Genomic DNA, 15,996 nt, shown 5'->3' on the forward strand with positions numbered 1-15,996 from the left:
GGGGACCTGCTGACATGTCGACGACGCGCACCTTTGCCGAGATCTGCACCGACGTCGCGCCCACCGGCATGCGCCGCCTGATGTCACGGGCCGTGGTGCTGGGCGGCAGCATCGCGGGGCTGATGGCCGCCCCGGTGCTCAGCGACCACGCCGACGAGGTCCTGATCATCGAGCGCGACCCGCAGGACACCGGTGCCGAGCCGCGGCCCGGCGTGCCGCAGGGCAGCCAGGTGCATGGGCTGCTGCCCGCGGGGCAGATCCAGTTCGAGCGGTGGTTTCCGGGATTCATCCAGGAGGCGATCGCGGCGGGCGCGGTCGTGCCGCCGTACGGCGCGTTCGAGTTCGTCATGAACGGCTCGCTGCGCACCGCCAAGCCGGTCCGGCTCGAACAGCCGGGCCTGGTCGGCACCAGGCCGTTCCTGGAAGGGCTGGTCCGGCGCCGGACGCTGGCGGTGCCCAACATCAGGTTCGTGTCCGGGCGGGCCGAGGGACTGATCGTCGAGGACGGCCGGGTGGTCGGCGCGCGTTACGAGGGCGACCAGGGCTCCACCGAGGTACGGGCCGAGCTGGTCGTCGACGGCATGGGCCGGTCCAGCCGGCTCAGCGACTGGCTGGAGGGCCACGGCTTCGCCCGCCCGCCGATGCAGCGGATGGGCATCAAACTCAACTACGCCACGGCCATGTTCCGCCGTGACCCGGCGATGGGCGACACGTGGGGCAGCATCGCGTTCAACGATGCCAGTGGCGGCGTGCCGCGCATCGGCGGGGTGAACCCGGTCGAGGGCGACCGGTGGCTGGTCCTGATCGCCGGGTACGCCGACGACCGGCCCAGCCGCGATCCCGACGAGTTCACCGAGCGCTGCGTGCGGGACTTCCCGCCGATGTTCGGCCAGGTCGCCACCGGCTGCGAGATGATCGGGCCGGTCATCACCTACCACCAGGCCGACAGCCGTCGCCGGGACTTCCACGAGGCCCGTGACCTGCCGGCGGGTGTCGTCGCGGCCGGTGACGCGGTGGCGTCGTTCAACCCGATCTACGGCCAGGGCATGACCTCGGCCGCGCTGCACGCGTCGTGCCTGTCGGCGTACCTGCGCAGCGATCCCGACCTGAGCCGCCCCGCCCGGCGGTACTTCGACCTGGTGCGGGTCGTGGTCGACGCCGCCTGGCAGACCTCCACGCTGTCCGACCTGGGGCTCGAGCACGTCGACGGCCCCTACCCGCCCGGCTACGCGCTGATCAGCCGGATCAGCGGGCGGATCGCCCGGGCGTCGATCTCCGACGATGCGGTCAACCACAAACTGAGCCTGGTCACCATGATGCTCGCCCACCCGCGCTCGCTCATGAGCCCGTCGTTCGTGCTGCGCGCGATGCTGCGCGGCGCCTGACCGGGCGGGTCGGCAACGCTGCGACAGGACGTCGGGCTCGTCCGACCGGTTTCCCGGCCGCTGTACGGGGCACCTGGGTGGTATGCATCTGCCCATCAATCACCGGATGCGGCCGCTCTGGCGGGCGCTGGCCGGCTTGTCCGCTGTCTGCCTGCTGGTGTTCGGGGTGATCGGCGTGGTCGCCACGTCGGGGCAGCCCTTCTTCCACGACGGCGACACATCGGTGCTCGGCCTGCGTGCGAACCCCGCGCTGGCCTGGCTGTCCGTCGCCCTGGGCGTCGTGGCGCTGCTCGGAACGGCCGTCGGCGCCGCGGCCATGGCCGCCCACCTCGGCACCGGCGCGATCTGCCTGCTCGGCGGGCTGACGGCGCTCACCCTGCTGCAGACGTCGGTCAACAAACTCAACTTCGACATGTCCACCTGCATCGCGTCGTTCCTCGTGGGCTCGGTCCTGCTGACCGCCGGCCTGTACGGGAGAACGGGCACCCCCCGCCAGGCCGTGACCGAGGAGGTGCTGCGGCACAGCACTCGCCCCGGCGACAAGTTCGCGGTCGAACCACACGCCAACCCGTAGCCGCCACCCACCTGGAACCCGGCTCGCTCGCTTACGTTGACGAAGGCAGTGATTCACCGGAGGTCGGGATGATCTCGCTGGATGCCGCCGCGGTCATCGTGGTCGGCCCGCAGGCGGCCCGTCGGCCGCTCCGGCGGGTTCGCGCCGCAGGGCGGTGCCGAGGGCCGCGCCGCCGGCCGCGCCGACCGCCCAGAAGACGATCATGACGAGCAGGAAGTCCGGGCGTACCACGTCGAGGACCGCCGACTGCCAGGTAGGCGGCACCGCGTCGCCGGTGCTCAGGTAGCCTGCCTGCCGCTGCGCCCAGACCAGGGCCTCGGGGACGCCGACGGCCACTATCGCCACCAGGGCGGCGAGCCCGGACAGCGCCGCGGCGCGCAGTCCCGCGCCGAACGAGCGGTTGCGCCAGGCCGTGACGAGCGCGACGGCCAGCAGCAGGACGCTCGGGCCGACGACCCAGAAGTCCAGGATGCCGCCCCTGTCGTGGGCCAGTGACCAGCGCGAGGCCGCGAACGAACCGGCCGCCACGACGACCGCCACGCCGGCTGCCGACGCCCACGCGGCCTGCGGCCGCCCGGACCGCAGCGCGGCCCACATCCCGCCCAGGGCGAACCTGCGCCGCTCGGCGGGCGGGTCGATGGCCGCGAGTTCGGCCCGCAGCGCGGCTCCCCAGGCGGACCGGTTCTCGGGCAGGTCGGCGGTGGCCAGGTCGAGCAGGAGCTGCCACCCGTCGCGGGCCGGGTGCTGTTCCGCCCCGGTGCGGGCACCGCGCGCCGCGCCGAGGACCGGCCAGGGCAGCGCCCAGATCAGCACGACCAGGAACACCGTGAACGGCAGCAGCAGGTCGCCCTCGCCGAGGTTCGCGACGGCCGGGAAGCTGCCGGGGTCGGCGAGGTAGGCGGCGCGCATGGGCAGGTGTGCGGCCGCGGTGCCGGTGGCGACGGCGACGAGCGCGAGCAGCCCGGCGACGGTTCCGGCCCCGAATCCGCGGGCTCGGGCCACGGTGGCCGCGGCCAGGGCGGCGAGCCCCGCGCAGGCGATCGCCGCGAGCAGCCCGAGCACCATGGTCAGCAGCGCCATGTCGACACCCCAGCCCGGTCCTTTCTCGACCGTGGCGAGATACAGCTGTTCGAGGCCGAAGGTGAGTGCTGCCGCGCCGGCGGTGACGCCGATCAGCAGCGGCCATACGGGACGCCTGGTGCCGCCGCGCCACCCGGCGCGGGTGCGCTGGGCGAGGGTGCCCGCACCGTGGCGGCGTACGGCGTCGCGCAGCCGGACGGCGAGTACCACGATCGCTAGCAGCGGTGCGGGTGCGAGCACCACCAGGGTGAGGAGAACGTCGAGCATCGCAGGCCTCCGAACGGCAGGGGCGGGTCGGGGATCGAGCGGTCGAGGGTCAGGCGGTCCTGGGCGCGAGCGGGGCCGGGCCCGGGGCGGGTGCGGTGTCGGCGGCGCGGGCCGACGCGGTGACGGTGCGGGCGAGTTCGGCGCCCGCGGTGCTGAGCCGGTACAGGTGACGGGCCGGCCGGCCGCGTGGCGGGTCGGTCTCCCAGGAGGTCTCCACGTGTCCGCGTTCGGCGAGGCGGATGAGGATCGGGTAGACCGTGCCCGCCTTCAGGCCGAGGGTGCGGCACAGGTCGTAGCCGTGGCTCCAGTCCGCGCCGGTTTCGGCGAGGGCGACGAGCACTGCCGCGGTCTGCGGGGAGGGATGTCGTACGCGTGCCATGCCGCTAATATCTACCTAGGTAGAGTTAACGCGCAAGCCCTTCCGCGTGCCGGTCGCCGGGGGTCTGCGAACGCGGCGCTCGCGTGGCAGGATCTCCTGTTCGTGACACCCCGCCATCCCACCCGCTCCGCCGGGTTCGTCCTGCTGGTCCTGACCGCGCTCTGCGGCGGCGTGCTCGGCCTGGTCCTGCTGGACAACCGGATCTCGCCGACGGTCTCGACCTGGCTGGCCGCGGTCTCCTTCGCGCTGTTCGTCGTGCTCTGCGGGGTCGCCGCTCTCGGCTGGTTCTGGCGGGAGCACGAGGTGTGGCAGGTGCTCGGCGGTCCGGAGCAGCTGGCAGCCCGGGTCCGGGACCGCGCGGAGCAGCAGGCGGCCTACGCGGCGGCGGTCCACGCGTCCTACCAGGCACGCGCCGCGGAAGAGGCCGCACACCGCGCCGCGAACGACCCGCACAGCACCGAGGCCAAGGCCGGACCGCCGCCTCGGGTCAGCGGTTCTTGACGGCGGCGACCTCGGCTGCCACCAGGGACATGAGCTTGGCGATGTTCTCCGGGGTGGCGTCCCAGCCGGCGGTCGTCGCGCCGATCACCATGGTGCCGTCGAGCACGCCGACGCCCACGTGGGTCTGGCCGTCCTTGGTCACGCTTCCGGCGAAAGCCTGCTCCCCCAGGCTCGGCACCGGCACGGCCTTGACATCGGGAACGGCGCGGCTCAGCTCGACGGCCTTCTGATATCCGGCGGAGGCGTCGGCCGCGGTCGCGTACTCGTCGGCGGAGATCGTCACCTTCTTCGAGCCGTCGCCGTTCGTGTACGCCACGCTCCTGGTGGCCGTCGGGCTGCCGGAGGCGGTGGAGTTCCAGCCGGTGGCCAGTTCCTGGCTGATCTCCGGGAAGAACCCCTGCACCTCGCTCAGCGGGATGACGGTGTTGCGCGGGAGCAGGGCGCCGGTGGCCGACGGTGTGGCGACCCGTGGCGCGGTCGCGGACGTGACGGGCGTCGCGCAGGCCGACAGCGCGAGAATCCCGAACGCGGCAGCCCACAGCACTGCCGCCCTGCCCCAGCCCGACTTCTTGACCCGTGCGTTCACGCCCGCCCCCGCTCACGGAAACCCGCTTCCGGACAGCGATCTGCCCGCAGCCGCAATATATCCCGCGAATCGGTCCAATCTCGCCGATTCGGCCATGCTGGTGCGCACCGGATGCCGAGCAGGGCCGCCCTCCTCATGATCGTTCGACTTGCCGGGCGCCTGTGCGTATCTTGACCGCGCATACGCCCGTGTGCCTGGCAAGTCGAACGATCACCGACCCCCGGCCGTCCTACGGCTGCATCTCGTACGCGCCGCAGAGGGACTCGACCTGGGACCACACGGCGGCCGTGCGGGAGGAGTCCCGGGCCGGGCGGCGCAGGTGGGCGAGTGCCCAGGCGGCCTGGGCGTCGGTGGTGGCCGCCTTGCCGTGCAGCTCGGTCGCGTACGCGGAGAAGTCGCCGACGAGCACCGCGAAGATCTCGTCGAGCAGGTCGCGGTCCAGGCCGGTCGCCTCCGCCTGCTCCAGGATCAGCTGGCCGTAGACGACCAGCGCGAACAGCTGCCCGATGGTGAGCAGGAAGTCCAGGTCCCGCTGCTGGTCGGCGTCCGGGGCGTGCGCCTGCAGCAGCGCGCACAGCCCGTCGGCCTGCTCCCGGAACACCGCGACGTTGGCGAGGCCGGCGTGCCTGTCGTACGGGCCGCGCCAGTCCTGGAACCGGATCTCCCCCAGGCCGCGGGCCGGGCCCTGCCGGAACAGGAACTCGTCGTCGGCGGCGTCGTGCCGGGTCGGCACGGGCGCGAAGTCGGCGGGCCGGAACAGGTAGTTCGGCATGAACTTCAGGATCAGGGCCAGGTTGACGTGCACGGTGCCCTCGAGCTTCGGCAGGCCGCGGATGTCCTTGGCGGCCTTGTCGAAGTAGGTGTCGGCCTCGAAGCCCTTCGCGGCGATCACGTCCCACAGCAGGTCGATGACCCGCTCGCCCTCGGTGGTGACCTTCATCTTCGTCATCGGGTTGAACAGCAGATACCGCCGGTCGTCCGGGCCCGCGGACCGGAAGTAGTCGACGGCCCGGTCGCTGAACAGCTTCATCGCGACCAGCCGGGCGTACGCGTCGGCCAGCTCGCGGCGCACGTGCGGGAAGTCGGTGACCTTCCGGCCGTACAGGACGCGCCGGTGCGCGTGGGTGACCGCTTCGTACATCGCGTGCTCGCAGATGCCGATCGAGGCGGTGCACAGGTTGAACTTGCCGACGTTGACCGTGTTGAGCGCGGCGTCGAACGCGGCCTTGCCCGTGTGCAGCACGTCCTCGGCACGCACCGGGTAGTCCTCGAGCCGGAACTCGCTGACGTACATCTGCCCGTTCACCACGTTCTTGACCAGGTGGTACGCGGGGTGGCGGCTGTCGGCGGCGAAGAAGACGTAGCCGTCGGGGCCCTCCACGTCGGCGCGGCGGCCGAAGACGGACACCAGGCCGGCGACGTTGCCGTTGCCGATGTAGTACTTGCCGCCGGTGGCCCGGAAGCCGCCCGCGCCGTCCGGGGTCAGGATCATGTCGGTGGAGTAGATGTCCGCGCCGTGGGTGCGCTCGGACAGGCCGAACGCCATGACGTGCCCGTCGGCGAGCAGCTGCGCGGCGCGAGCGCGAGCGGCGGGATTGTCGCTCTGCCAGACCGGGCCGAGGCCGAGGACGGTGACCTGCCAGGTGTACCAGTAGCCGAGGCCGTAGAAGGCGAGGATCTCGCTGAGCGCGGCGTTGCGCGCGGTGTCCCAGCGGGTGCCGCCGTCGCCGTCCGCGGCCGGGGTCAGGAACGTGGCGAACAGGCCCTCCTTGGCGACGAAGTCCAGGAAGTCGGCGTACCAGGTGCGGTCGTTGTAGCTGTCGACCAGCGTCTTCTTGCCGCGGTTCTCGAAGAAGTCGACGGTGGCACGCAGCAGCCGGCGGGACTCGTCGTCGAGGTGCGCGGGGTCGTAGGTGCGCGGGTTCAGCAGCAACGGGTGCGTCATGGCGGTTCTTCCTTGTCCGGTCAGAGGTCGTGGAGGGTGTGCAGGACGTCGTCGAGCCAGGCCAGGACCATGCGCTCGTACTCGATGCCGCCGCGCAGCACGACGTGCTGCAGCCGCTGCCCCGCGTCGAGGTCGGCGGGGTCGGGGAAGTCGCGCTGCTCGCCGGTCAGGTAGCGGCGCAGGGTGGTCTCGTGGTCGGCGCGGTACCGCTCGACCTCGGTGATCAGGGCCGCCCGGCCGGCGGCGTCATCGAACGCCGCGCCGCGGATCTTGACGGCCAGCTCGTGGCGGACGGTCTCCGGCTGGACCGGTTCGCGCAGCCAGCCCGTCAGCGCATCCCGGCCCGGCTCGGCCACCGTGTAGCACCGCTTGTCGGGGCGGCCGTCCTGGCCGATCTCCTCGGCGGTGACCCAGCCGTCGGCCTCCATCCGCCGCAGCACCTTGTAGATCTGCTGGTGGGTCGCGGTCCAGAACCGGCCGATCGAGCGGTCGAACCGCCTGGCCAGCTCGTAGCCGGACCCGGGCTGCTCCAGCAGCGAGACGAGGATCGCGTGTTCCAGGGCCACGTCGGCCATCATGCTATGAAACTCGTTGCATATCAACCGGCTCATGCTGTCGCGAAGTCCGCCCGGACGAAATGCCACTGCGGCCGCCGCCAGGCTCGGGGCAGAATGTGGCCCGTGTCCGACCTGATCGCCGCGTTGCTCGCCGACTTCGACCTGCTGCCCTTCTACCGCGACCGGGTGCGCCTGCTGTCGCGGCACGCCCGCGACCTCGCGGGCACCGCCGAGTTCGCGGAGCTGCTGGCGGAGCTGAGCGCGGGCAACCGGGTCCAGCGTGAGATGGCGCTGTTCATGGCGACGGTCGCCGGCCACCGCCCGGTCATCGAGGCGGCACTGACCGACCCGGATCAGTCGCTGCGCTCCGCGGCGGTCACGGCCTGGCTGCGCGACGACGCCAGGACCGCCGACGAGCTGTGGGAATGGCTGGCCGACGCGCCCGCGAACCTGCGCCGCAAGGCGTTTCGCGTGCTGCGCGCCGATCGGCTGAGCACCCTCGCCGACGGCGTGATCGACCGGGTGCGGGCGCGCTACGGCGACGTGGAGGCGGCGAGCCTGCTGCCCACCTGCGGCGGCGAGACAGTACGGCGGCAGTTGCCGGTGCTGGGGCACGCCGTCGGCAACTGGGCGGCGCTGGGCCGGTGGCACCCGGACCCGGTGCTGTCGTGGGTGGACGATCAGCTGCGGGAGGCCGGCCCGGACGGCGAGCGCTGCTGGTGGCGATACGGGCCAGGCATCTGGGCGGCCGCCCGGCGCCTGCCGGAGAAGGTGCTCGACCTGCTGGAGGCGCACGCGCCCGGCACCCACCTGCCGGGCGACCTCACCTCATACGGTGTGCTGGCCGACGTCGACCCGCACCGCGTGCTCGCGCTGCTGACCGCCCCGGACCGGGCGGACTGGACCAGCCGCGGTCGGCTGCCGCGCGCCCTGCTGCGGCGGTTCGCGCTGCTCGACGTGGACGACCTGGCCGAACTCGCCCGCCGGCTGCGGGTGGACAGAGCCGGCACCGCCCTGCCGGTGCTGCTCAACGCGGTCGCGCCCCGCCACCGCGAGCGGTTGTACGACGCCGCGTACGAGGGCGCCGAGCAGAGCCTGGGGATGCTGTCCGACCAAGTCCTGGACGTGCTCCCGCACCGGCGGCGCGTCGTCGAGGCGCAGCGCATGCTCGGGCTGGCCGAGGCGCGCGCCGACGAGCGGGTCACGCTGCGGCTGACCGCGTTCCTGCCGTGGGAGCAGGCGCAACCGGCGCTGGCCGCCGGCACCCGCGCCGCCGAAGCCGACGACCGGGCGTACGCGTACCGCCTGCTGGTCGGTTGTGCGCCCCGGAGCCGTGACGCAGCCGCCGTCACCGGGTCCGTCGAGTTCCTGCGCCGCCTGCGCAACGAGCAGGATCCGGTACGCCGCCAGGCGCTCGACGCGCTGGCCCGGGTCAACCCGCTGCTGGTCGACGCGGCGGCCGTCGAGGCGCTGGACCAGATCGTCACGGACGCGACGCAGGCCCGCGACGGCTCCGGGCCAACCCGGGACGCGCTCAAGCGGCTCGCCGTGAACGTACTCCAGTGCCACACCGACACCCCCGAGCTGAGCCGGTGGGCGCAGCGCACGCTCGGCCGGCTGTTCGGCGACGACCGCCTGCCGAGCCTGTACGGCCTGCACCGGCAGCTGCGGCGCGGCCAGGAGGAGCAGTTCTTCGCCGCGGTCCGGGACTGGGTCGTCGCGGCCGTCGCGCGCGGCGGCCACGGCCCGCTGTTCGCCGTCGCGGAGGGTCTCGGCCCGCGCGCCTGGCGGCTGCCCGAACTCCAGGAGATGCTGGAGAACTCGATCAACGCGGGCAACGTCAGCGGCGTGCTCAGCCGCGCGGTGACGCTGTGGTTGGACGACCCGAAGACCCGGCCGGCCCGCGTCGAGCAGGTGCTGCGCTGGGACACCTCGACCGTGACGATCCCCCGGGTCTGGGACACCCTGTGCGTCAGCCGTACCGACCTGCTCGACCTGGTCATCGGCGACGAGCCGCCCGCGGGCAGGTTCCTGGCGGCCGGGCCGCGCTGGGTGCCCGGACACGCGTACGGGCTGCAGCGTTGGCTGCCCCGGCACCTTCGCCGCTACGCCGAGCTGCTCAAGCGGATCGCGAACGACGCCGGTGCGGCCGAGCACACCCGCGCCGGCGCGATCCGCCAGGCCGCCCACCTCCCGGACGCGGGCCGGCCGATCGTGGACCGCTACCTCGGCTCGCCGAACACCGTGCTGGCCGAGGCGGCGCTGCACGCCCTGGTGTGGGCCGGCCGTCCGGCCGAAGCGCTGCCGTTCCTGCTGTCGTACGCCGACGACGACAAGGCGCGCGTGGCGATCTACTCGGTGGGCAGCGCGGCGGCGATGCTGGCACCCAGCGAGCTGGGACCGTTGCTGGCGGCGGCGCTCGACGGCGCGAAGGTGACCAGCCGCAAGGAGATCCTGCGCCTGGCCGCCCGGTTCGCCGTGCCCGGGGCCGATGACCTGCTGCTGGCGCACTGGCACCGGCCGGGTCAGCACCGCGACGTGCGCGCCGCGATCGTGTCGTCGGCGCGGCAGCACCTGGCCTCGGCACAGTCGTGGCAGATCCTCACCGAGGCCGTGGCCGGTGGGCGGGAGGACGCGCTGGCGGTGCTCGCCGCCGACCCGTACGCCGTCGCCGAGGAGCACCGGCTCCGCTACGGCGCGCTCGTCACCGCCTGCTGCCTGAGCCCCGACGCGGTGGTCGCCCGCGCGGCCTGGGCGGCGCTGCTCCGCTGGGGCCGGTGGACGCCGGAAGCCGACGAGGCGGCCCTGACCCGGCTCACCGACCTGGCCGACCGGGACACCTGGCAGGTCGTCGCCGCCGCGCTGGTGACGCTGACCGAACTCGGCCGCGGCGCGCCGGTGCTGCGGCGGCTGCTGCCCCGGCTGGTCGAACTCGACCGCGCCGACGACGACGGCGACCCGGAACACGACCGCGCCGCGCGCCGCCGCATCGAGCACCTGGTCCACGTGCTCACCACGGGCCGCCGCTGGCCGGTGACGGAGGCGACGTCCGCGTTGCTGGTCGAGCTCGGCGGCGAGCTGATGCGCCACGAGGACCACGTCGACAGCGGCGCCCGGCTGATGCTGCACCCGGCGCTGCGCACGCCGGACCTGCTGCTGCCGGTGCTGGACGACCTCGCGGCACGGCTGCGCGACCGGCCTGCCGCGGTGGTGGGGATCGGCGGGCGGCTCCAGGCGTCGGTCAGCCTAGAACAGGGCTGGGATGCCGGCACGGTGCTGGCCGTGGGCCGGGAACTGGCGGGGCGGGCGAACTTCGCCTCGGGGCGGTTCGCGGTCGCGCTGGCGGTCGGCGGGGCCCGCGACGGCTGGCCCGCGCCGTGGCGCTCGCTGGTGCTGCGGCTGCGCCGGCACGAGCTGGCCGACGTGCGCGCGGCCGCGTTCGGCGTCGACCTGACGGCCTGACCCGCGGCCGCCACCCACGAGAAGGGCCTGCTTCCGTGACGGAAGCAGGCCCCGGGGTTCGTCCGGTCAGGACACGTCGCGGGTGCGGGTGAGCAGGGTGCCGATCAGGCCGGTGACCAGCGCCCACGCGATCAGGACCACCGCGCCGACCCAGTAGCTCGGCTGGCCGGGCAGGTCAGCGCCGCTGGTCATCAGGTTCGACGCCAGCGAGGGCATGGCCCACTGGACGTTGGCGAGCCAGTCCCATTCGAGCAGGTTCGTCAGCACGTTCACGATGATCGACACGGCGATCGTGCCCACCGTGTACATGACCATCGCGGTGATGGTCGCGCCGATCTGGCTGCGGATGAGCACGCCGATGCCGATGCCGATCAGCGCCCACAGCGCGTACGCCAGGCCGTTGAGCAGGATCGCCCGGATCACCTCCCAGTCGCCCAGGGCGGGGGTGATGTTCTCCGAGTTCAGGAAGATCGCGGTGGCCGGCACGGTGACCGCCGTGGTGACCAGCCACAGCACGACGCCGAACACGCCGCCGACCGCCGCCTTGGCCAGGATCACCGAGGTGCGCTGCGGCGTGGCCAGGAACGTCGTGGTCGCGGTCTGGTGGTGGTACTCGTTGGTGACCGTGATGATGCCCAGCAGCATCACGAACATCAGGCCGAAGTACTGCCCCGAGGTGACCATGTACGAGGTCAGCGCGACCGGTTCGGCCAGCGCCGACATCGCCGCCGCGCCCTCGGGGTCCATGCCCTCGGCCATCTCGGCCGGCTGGTCCAGCACGAAGTGCATGTTCAGCGCGTTGATCGCGAACGCCAGCAGGAGCAGGCCGAACGCGCCGAGCGCGAACAGCCACCACACGTTGGTCGTACGGATCTTCAGGAACTCGCTGCGGATGAGCCTCACCGGATCGCCTCCTTGCCCGCGGTCAGGTCGAGGAACACACGCTCCAGGTCGGGGCGCTCGGTGACCAGCTCGTGCACGGCGACACCGGCGCGCAGCGCGGCGTCGCCGACCTGCTCGGCGGTGACACCGGTCAGCACCAGCGCCCCGTCCTCACTGTTGCTGCTGCCCACGCCGTCCAGCGCCGCGAGCAGCGTGTCCGGGTGCGGGGTGCGTACGCGCACCGAGCCCGCGTTGCCCGCCCCGCCGATCACGTCGGCGACCGGACCCTGCGCCACCAGCCGGCCCGCGGCGATGATGACGACGTCGTCGGCGAGCAGCTCCATCTCCGAGAGCAGGTGGCTGGAGACCAGGATCGTGCGGCCTTCCCCGGCGAGCTTCTGCAGCAGGTCGCGCATCCAGCGGATGCCCTCGGGGTCGAGGCCGTTGGCGGGCTCGTCGAGGATCAGCACGCGCGGGTCGCCGAGCATGGCCGCGGCGATGCCGAGGCGCTGCTTCATACCCAGCGAGTAGCCCTTGAACTTGCGCTTGGCCGCCGGGGTCAGCCCGACCAGCTCCAGCGCCTCGTCCGCGCGGGAGGCCGGCAGCCCGGCCGCGGCGGCGATGACCCGCAGGTGGTTGCGCCCGGTGCGGCCCTTGTGCGCGCTCGACGCCTCCAGCACCGCGCCGACCGCCTGCAGCGGCTCGGCGAGGTCGGCGTAACGCACGCCGCCGATCGTCGCCGTGCCCGCCGTCGGCGACACCAGATTCAGGATCATTCGTAACGTAGTGGTCTTGCCTGCGCCGTTAGGCCCGAGGAAGCCGGTCACCCGTCCCGGCTTGATGGTGAACGACAGCCCGTCCACGGCCTTGACCTGCTTGTAGTGCTTGGCCAGGCCGGACACGACGATCTCACCATCGGTGATCACATTGCCCATCCGGACAGTGTGCTCGGTCATGGCAAGCCCGGCCAGAGCGATCCCGTCACGAATACCTACATGACATGGATATCCGCCGCCAGGACGACCGCGGCATCCTCCGCGAGACCGACGGCGGCGTCCTTCGCCGGATTGACGGCACCGGTGCGCCGATCGGGCAGCATGAGGTTTGTCCAAAGGGGAGGGATCATGTCCAGAACACCCATCCGTACCGCTATCAGCGCTTCCGTCGCATTGGTCCTGCTGGCGGGTGCCGCGCCCGCCGCCGCGACCACGGGGACGCTGCGCCCGCAGCTGGAGGCGATCACCGCCGCCGGCATGCCCGGCGTGTTCGCGCAGGCCGTCGACGGCCGCCACCGGCAGTCCGCGGCCGCCGGGGTCGCCGACGTCACCACCGGCGCGCCGACCAAGCCCGGCATGCGCCACCGGGTCGGCAGCATCACCAAGACCTTCACCGCAACGGTGCTGCTCCAGCTCGTCGGCGAGGGGCGGTTGCGGCTCGACGCGCCGCTCGGCCACTACCTACCGGCGTACGCCGTCGACGGGGTCACCGTCCGGATGCTGCTCAACCACACCAGCGGCATCGCCGACTACGACCACGTCATCTTCGCCACCGACACCTCGCTGGAGGAGAACCGCCACCGCACCTTCACCCCCGCCGAGCTGGCCGCGTTCGGGCTGGACCAGCCCCCCACGAACCCGCCGGGCGCGGCCTGGGCCTACTCCAACACCAACTACGTGCTCGCCGGGATGATCCTGGAGAAGATCACCGGCCGGTCGGTGGCGTACGAGACCACCAAGCGGATCATCCGGCCGCTCGGCCTGCGCCACACCTACCTGCCCGGCACCGGCACCCGCATCCACGGCCCGCACGCCGCCGCCTACATCCCCTGGTACGAGGGCGTGCTCGTCGACTTCGCCGACTACAACATGTCCTGGGGCTTCGCCGCCGGCGACCTGGTCTCCACCACCGACGACCTCAACACGTTCTACCGGGCGCTGCTGACCGGCAGGCTGCTGCGGCCCGCGCAGCTCGCCGAGATGCAGACCACCGTGCCGTGGGTGCCCGGCGCGCCGGAGTACGGCGGCTACGGCCTCGGCCTGTACTCCAATCTGCTGCCGTGCGGGCTGGCCTGGGGCCATGACGGGCTCGTGCTCGGCCACTCCGCCATCTCCTGGCACAGCGCCGACGGCCGCCGCCAGGTCACCGTCGCGCAGAACATGACCCACTACGTCGCGCCGGGTCAGCCCGACCCGATCTCCGACGCGACCATCACCATGCTGGTCACGCAGCTGTGCGGCGAGCAGCCGGCCACCGCCCGCACCGCTGTCCGCCCGCACCTGGCCGAGCAGGCGTTCCGCCGCTGAGCCCCCGGCTTCCGGGCGGCACCACGACCGCCCGGAAGCCGCTGCGTTCACCTGTCCAGACTCGCAAGCCGCTCCGACAGGAACGCCCGCTCGGTCTCGTTCGCCGCGACGGCGAGTGCCTCGGCATACGCCACGCGGGCTTCGGCCTCGCGCCCGGACCGCGTGAGCAGGTCGGCCTTGACCGCGGGCAGGTACTGGTAGCCTGCGAGGCCGCCCTCCTGTTCCAGCCGTTCGACCTCGGCGAGTGCCGCCTGCGGCCCGGCGACCATCGCGAGCGGCACGGTCCGGTTCAGCGCCACCACGGGTGAGGGCCACACCTCCAGCAGCCTGTCGTACAGCTCGACGATCTGCGGCCAGTCGGTCTGCTCGTACGAGGGCGCCTCGGCGTACAGCGACGCGATCGCCGCCTGCAGCACGTACCGTCCGGGCCGGCCGCCGCGCAGCCCGGCCACGATGAGGTCGTGTGCCTGCGCCATCGCCGCCCTGTCCCAGCGGCTGCGGTCCTGATCCTGCAGGCGCAGCAAGCGGCCGGCGGCGTCCACCCGGGTGGCCCGGCGCGCGTCGGTGACCAGCAGCAGGGCGAGCAGGCCGCGGACCTCCGGCTCGTCGGGCATCAGCTCGCGCAGCATCCGGGCCAGGTGCAGGGCACGTTCCACGAGGTCGGCGTTCACCAGGTCCGCGCCCGACGGCGCGGTGTGTCCCATGGTGAACAGCAGATGGATCACGCCGAGGACCGGTCGCAGGCGGTCGGGCAGCTCCGCCGCGCGCGGCACCCGGTAGGGGATGCGGGCGCCGGAGATCTTCTTCTTCGCCCGGGTGAGGCGGGCCGCCATGGTCGGTTCGGAGACCAGGAACGCCCTGGCCACGTCCGGGGTCGGCACGCCGCACACCAGTCGCAGGGTCAGCGCCACCTGGGCCTCCTGCGACAGGGCGGGATGGCAGCAGGTGAAGATGAGCCGCAGCCGGTCGTCGGGCACGCCGCCGTCGGGGTCCGCGTCGAGCAGTCGGTCCACGGTGCTCTCCTCGGGTTCGGCCAGCAGCGGCAGCTTCGACCGGAACGTCTGCTCGCGCCGGATCGCGTCGACCGCGCGCCGCCTGGCCGCCGTGGTCAGCCACGCCGCCGGGTTGTTCGGGACGCCGTCGCGGGTCCAGCTGTGCAGGGCCGCGGCGTACGCCTCCTGGACGCACTCCTCGGCCAGGTCCAGGTCACCGGCCACGCGCACCGTCGCGGCGAGCACGAGGGCCCACTCGCGGCGGTGCGCGTCGGCGATGGCCGCCGCGACGGCCGCCGGCTCGCTCATCAGGCCGGGCGCTCCACGACGCCGCCGCCGGCGATCGGCCGGATCTCGACCCCGCCGCCGGAGTGGCAGGCCGGGTTGAGCATGGCGATCGCGAGCGCCGCGTCGAGGTCGGGCGCTTCGAGGATGTAGAAGCCGGCGACGATCTCCTTGGCGTCCACGAACGGGCCGTCGGTCACGACGTCGCCGCGCACGGAGGTCGCCAGGTCCCTGGTCGTCAGGGCGTACGCGGCCACCATCGCCCCGGAGCGCTCGAGCTCCTCGGCGTGCCGGTCGTGCGGGGCGGTCTCCTCGCGGGTGGCGTGCGCGCGGTGGGCGGAGTCGTTGGCGTAGATCAGAACTGCGTACTGGGCCATGATGGGCTGCCTTCCTGCGGTGTTCGGTCGGTACGCCGGTACGTCGAACGCCCGCGCGCGGAATCGACAGCCCGTGCGGAGATTTCTCAGGAGACTCCTTCCGCCTCGGGCGCCGGCTCGCGGCGCATCGCTCCGACGACGGAGCCCAGTGCGATCATGGCGTACATCGGGTAGCAGACTTCACGCAGGTCGAGGGCGTCGCCGATGTGCCACGACATCGGGTCGAGGCCGAAGTCCCGGAGATGGCGACCGTGCCGAGCAGGAAGACGAAGTCCACGTTCGCGTGGTCCATCGTCCGGTTGGTGGTCAGGCCCCAGCCGAGCACGAGGACGATCACCCCGAGTAGCAGCAGTGCCACGCACACCACGGGGGTGAGCACGAGCCCGGCGATCTTTCGCAGGTTCATGTCGGCCATGCCGCA

15 protein-coding genes are annotated in these 15,996 nt (G+C 72.8%); 5 read left to right on the forward strand and 10 right to left on the reverse strand.

Annotated features, from left to right (window positions below):
• The first annotated feature begins 14 nt into the window (after positions 1-14).
• On the forward strand, positions 15-1,385 hold the full coding sequence (locus Cco03nite_RS04465) for an FAD-dependent oxidoreductase (protein ID WP_203688761.1): 1,371 nt from the start codon (positions 15-17) through the stop codon (positions 1,383-1,385).
• A gap of 106 nt (positions 1,386-1,491) precedes the next feature.
• Positions 1,492-1,959, forward strand: coding sequence for a DUF4383 domain-containing protein (locus Cco03nite_RS04470; protein WP_203688762.1), 468 nt, complete (start codon positions 1,492-1,494; stop codon positions 1,957-1,959).
• Positions 1,960-2,052: 93 nt separating this feature from the next.
• Here the strand turns inward: Cco03nite_RS04470 and Cco03nite_RS04475 are convergent, their stop codons facing one another.
• Both Cco03nite_RS04475 and Cco03nite_RS04480 read right to left on the reverse strand, forming a co-directional pair.
• Positions 2,053-3,306, reverse strand: a complete 1,254-nt coding sequence (locus tag Cco03nite_RS04475; RefSeq protein ID WP_203688763.1) for a hypothetical protein — start codon at positions 3,304-3,306, stop codon at positions 2,053-2,055.
• 49 nt (positions 3,307-3,355) lie between these two features.
• Positions 3,356-3,685, reverse strand: a complete 330-nt coding sequence (locus tag Cco03nite_RS04480; protein WP_203688764.1) for a PadR family transcriptional regulator — start codon at positions 3,683-3,685, stop codon at positions 3,356-3,358.
• A 102-nt stretch (positions 3,686-3,787) separates the two neighbouring features.
• Between Cco03nite_RS04480 and Cco03nite_RS04485 the strand changes: the two genes are divergently transcribed.
• Positions 3,788-4,186, forward strand: a complete 399-nt coding sequence (locus Cco03nite_RS04485; RefSeq protein ID WP_203688765.1) for a hypothetical protein — start codon at positions 3,788-3,790, stop codon at positions 4,184-4,186.
• On the opposite strand, the gene Cco03nite_RS04490 is transcribed toward Cco03nite_RS04485, so the two are convergent.
• From Cco03nite_RS04490 to Cco03nite_RS04500, 3 genes are all read right to left on the reverse strand, one after another.
• On the reverse strand, positions 4,173-4,772 hold the full coding sequence (locus Cco03nite_RS04490) for a hypothetical protein (RefSeq protein ID WP_203688766.1): 600 nt from the start codon (positions 4,770-4,772) through the stop codon (positions 4,173-4,175). The genes Cco03nite_RS04485 and Cco03nite_RS04490 overlap by 14 nt on opposite strands.
• 229 nt (positions 4,773-5,001) lie before the next feature.
• On the reverse strand, positions 5,002-6,717 hold the full coding sequence (locus Cco03nite_RS04495; protein ID WP_203688767.1) for an acyl-CoA dehydrogenase family protein: 1,716 nt from the start codon (positions 6,715-6,717) through the stop codon (positions 5,002-5,004).
• A gap of 20 nt (positions 6,718-6,737) precedes the next feature.
• A complete protein-coding gene (locus Cco03nite_RS04500; protein WP_239167102.1) occupies positions 6,738-7,292 on the reverse strand; it encodes a PadR family transcriptional regulator in 555 nt (184 codons plus the stop codon).
• Positions 7,293-7,397: 105 nt separating this feature from the next.
• Between Cco03nite_RS04500 and Cco03nite_RS04505 the strand changes: the two genes are divergently transcribed.
• On the forward strand, positions 7,398-10,736 hold the full coding sequence (locus Cco03nite_RS04505; protein WP_203688768.1) for a hypothetical protein: 3,339 nt from the start codon (positions 7,398-7,400) through the stop codon (positions 10,734-10,736).
• 66 nt (positions 10,737-10,802) lie between these two features.
• Here the strand turns inward: Cco03nite_RS04505 and Cco03nite_RS04510 are convergent, their stop codons facing one another.
• Both Cco03nite_RS04510 and Cco03nite_RS04515 read right to left on the reverse strand, forming a co-directional pair.
• Positions 10,803-11,639 (reverse strand): ABC transporter permease, encoded by an 837-nt coding sequence (locus Cco03nite_RS04510; protein ID WP_203688769.1) that lies wholly within the window; start codon positions 11,637-11,639, stop codon positions 10,803-10,805.
• Positions 11,636-12,553 carry an ABC transporter ATP-binding protein gene (locus Cco03nite_RS04515; RefSeq protein ID WP_203688770.1) on the reverse strand — a complete coding sequence of 306 codons (918 nt, stop codon included), beginning with the start codon at positions 12,551-12,553 and terminating at the stop codon, positions 11,636-11,638. Before Cco03nite_RS04515 ends, Cco03nite_RS04510 begins: the two co-directional genes overlap by 4 nt.
• Positions 12,554-12,742: 189 nt before the next feature.
• On the opposite strand from Cco03nite_RS04515, the gene Cco03nite_RS04520 reads away from it, so the two are divergent.
• Positions 12,743-13,921, forward strand: coding sequence for a serine hydrolase domain-containing protein (locus Cco03nite_RS04520; RefSeq protein ID WP_203688771.1), 1,179 nt, complete (start codon positions 12,743-12,745; stop codon positions 13,919-13,921).
• Between the two features lie 47 nt (positions 13,922-13,968).
• On the opposite strand, the gene Cco03nite_RS04525 is transcribed toward Cco03nite_RS04520, so the two are convergent.
• The 3 genes from Cco03nite_RS04525 to Cco03nite_RS04535 form a co-directional block, all read right to left on the reverse strand.
• Entirely contained in the window at positions 13,969-15,159 is a 1,191-nt protein-coding gene (locus Cco03nite_RS04525; RefSeq protein WP_239167115.1) for an RNA polymerase sigma factor, read from the reverse strand.
• A gap of 62 nt (positions 15,160-15,221) precedes the next feature.
• Entirely contained in the window at positions 15,222-15,575 is a 354-nt protein-coding gene (locus Cco03nite_RS04530) for a YciI family protein (protein WP_203688773.1), read from the reverse strand.
• A gap of 154 nt (positions 15,576-15,729) precedes the next feature.
• Positions 15,730-15,990, reverse strand: coding sequence for a hypothetical protein (locus Cco03nite_RS04535; protein WP_203688774.1), 261 nt, complete (start codon positions 15,988-15,990; stop codon positions 15,730-15,732).
• Positions 15,991-15,996: the final 6 nt, after the last annotated feature.

Origin of the sequence: Catellatospora coxensis, from assembly GCF_016862635.1 — a bacterium.
Taxonomy (GTDB): domain Bacteria; phylum Actinomycetota; class Actinomycetes; order Mycobacteriales; family Micromonosporaceae; genus Catellatospora; species Catellatospora coxensis.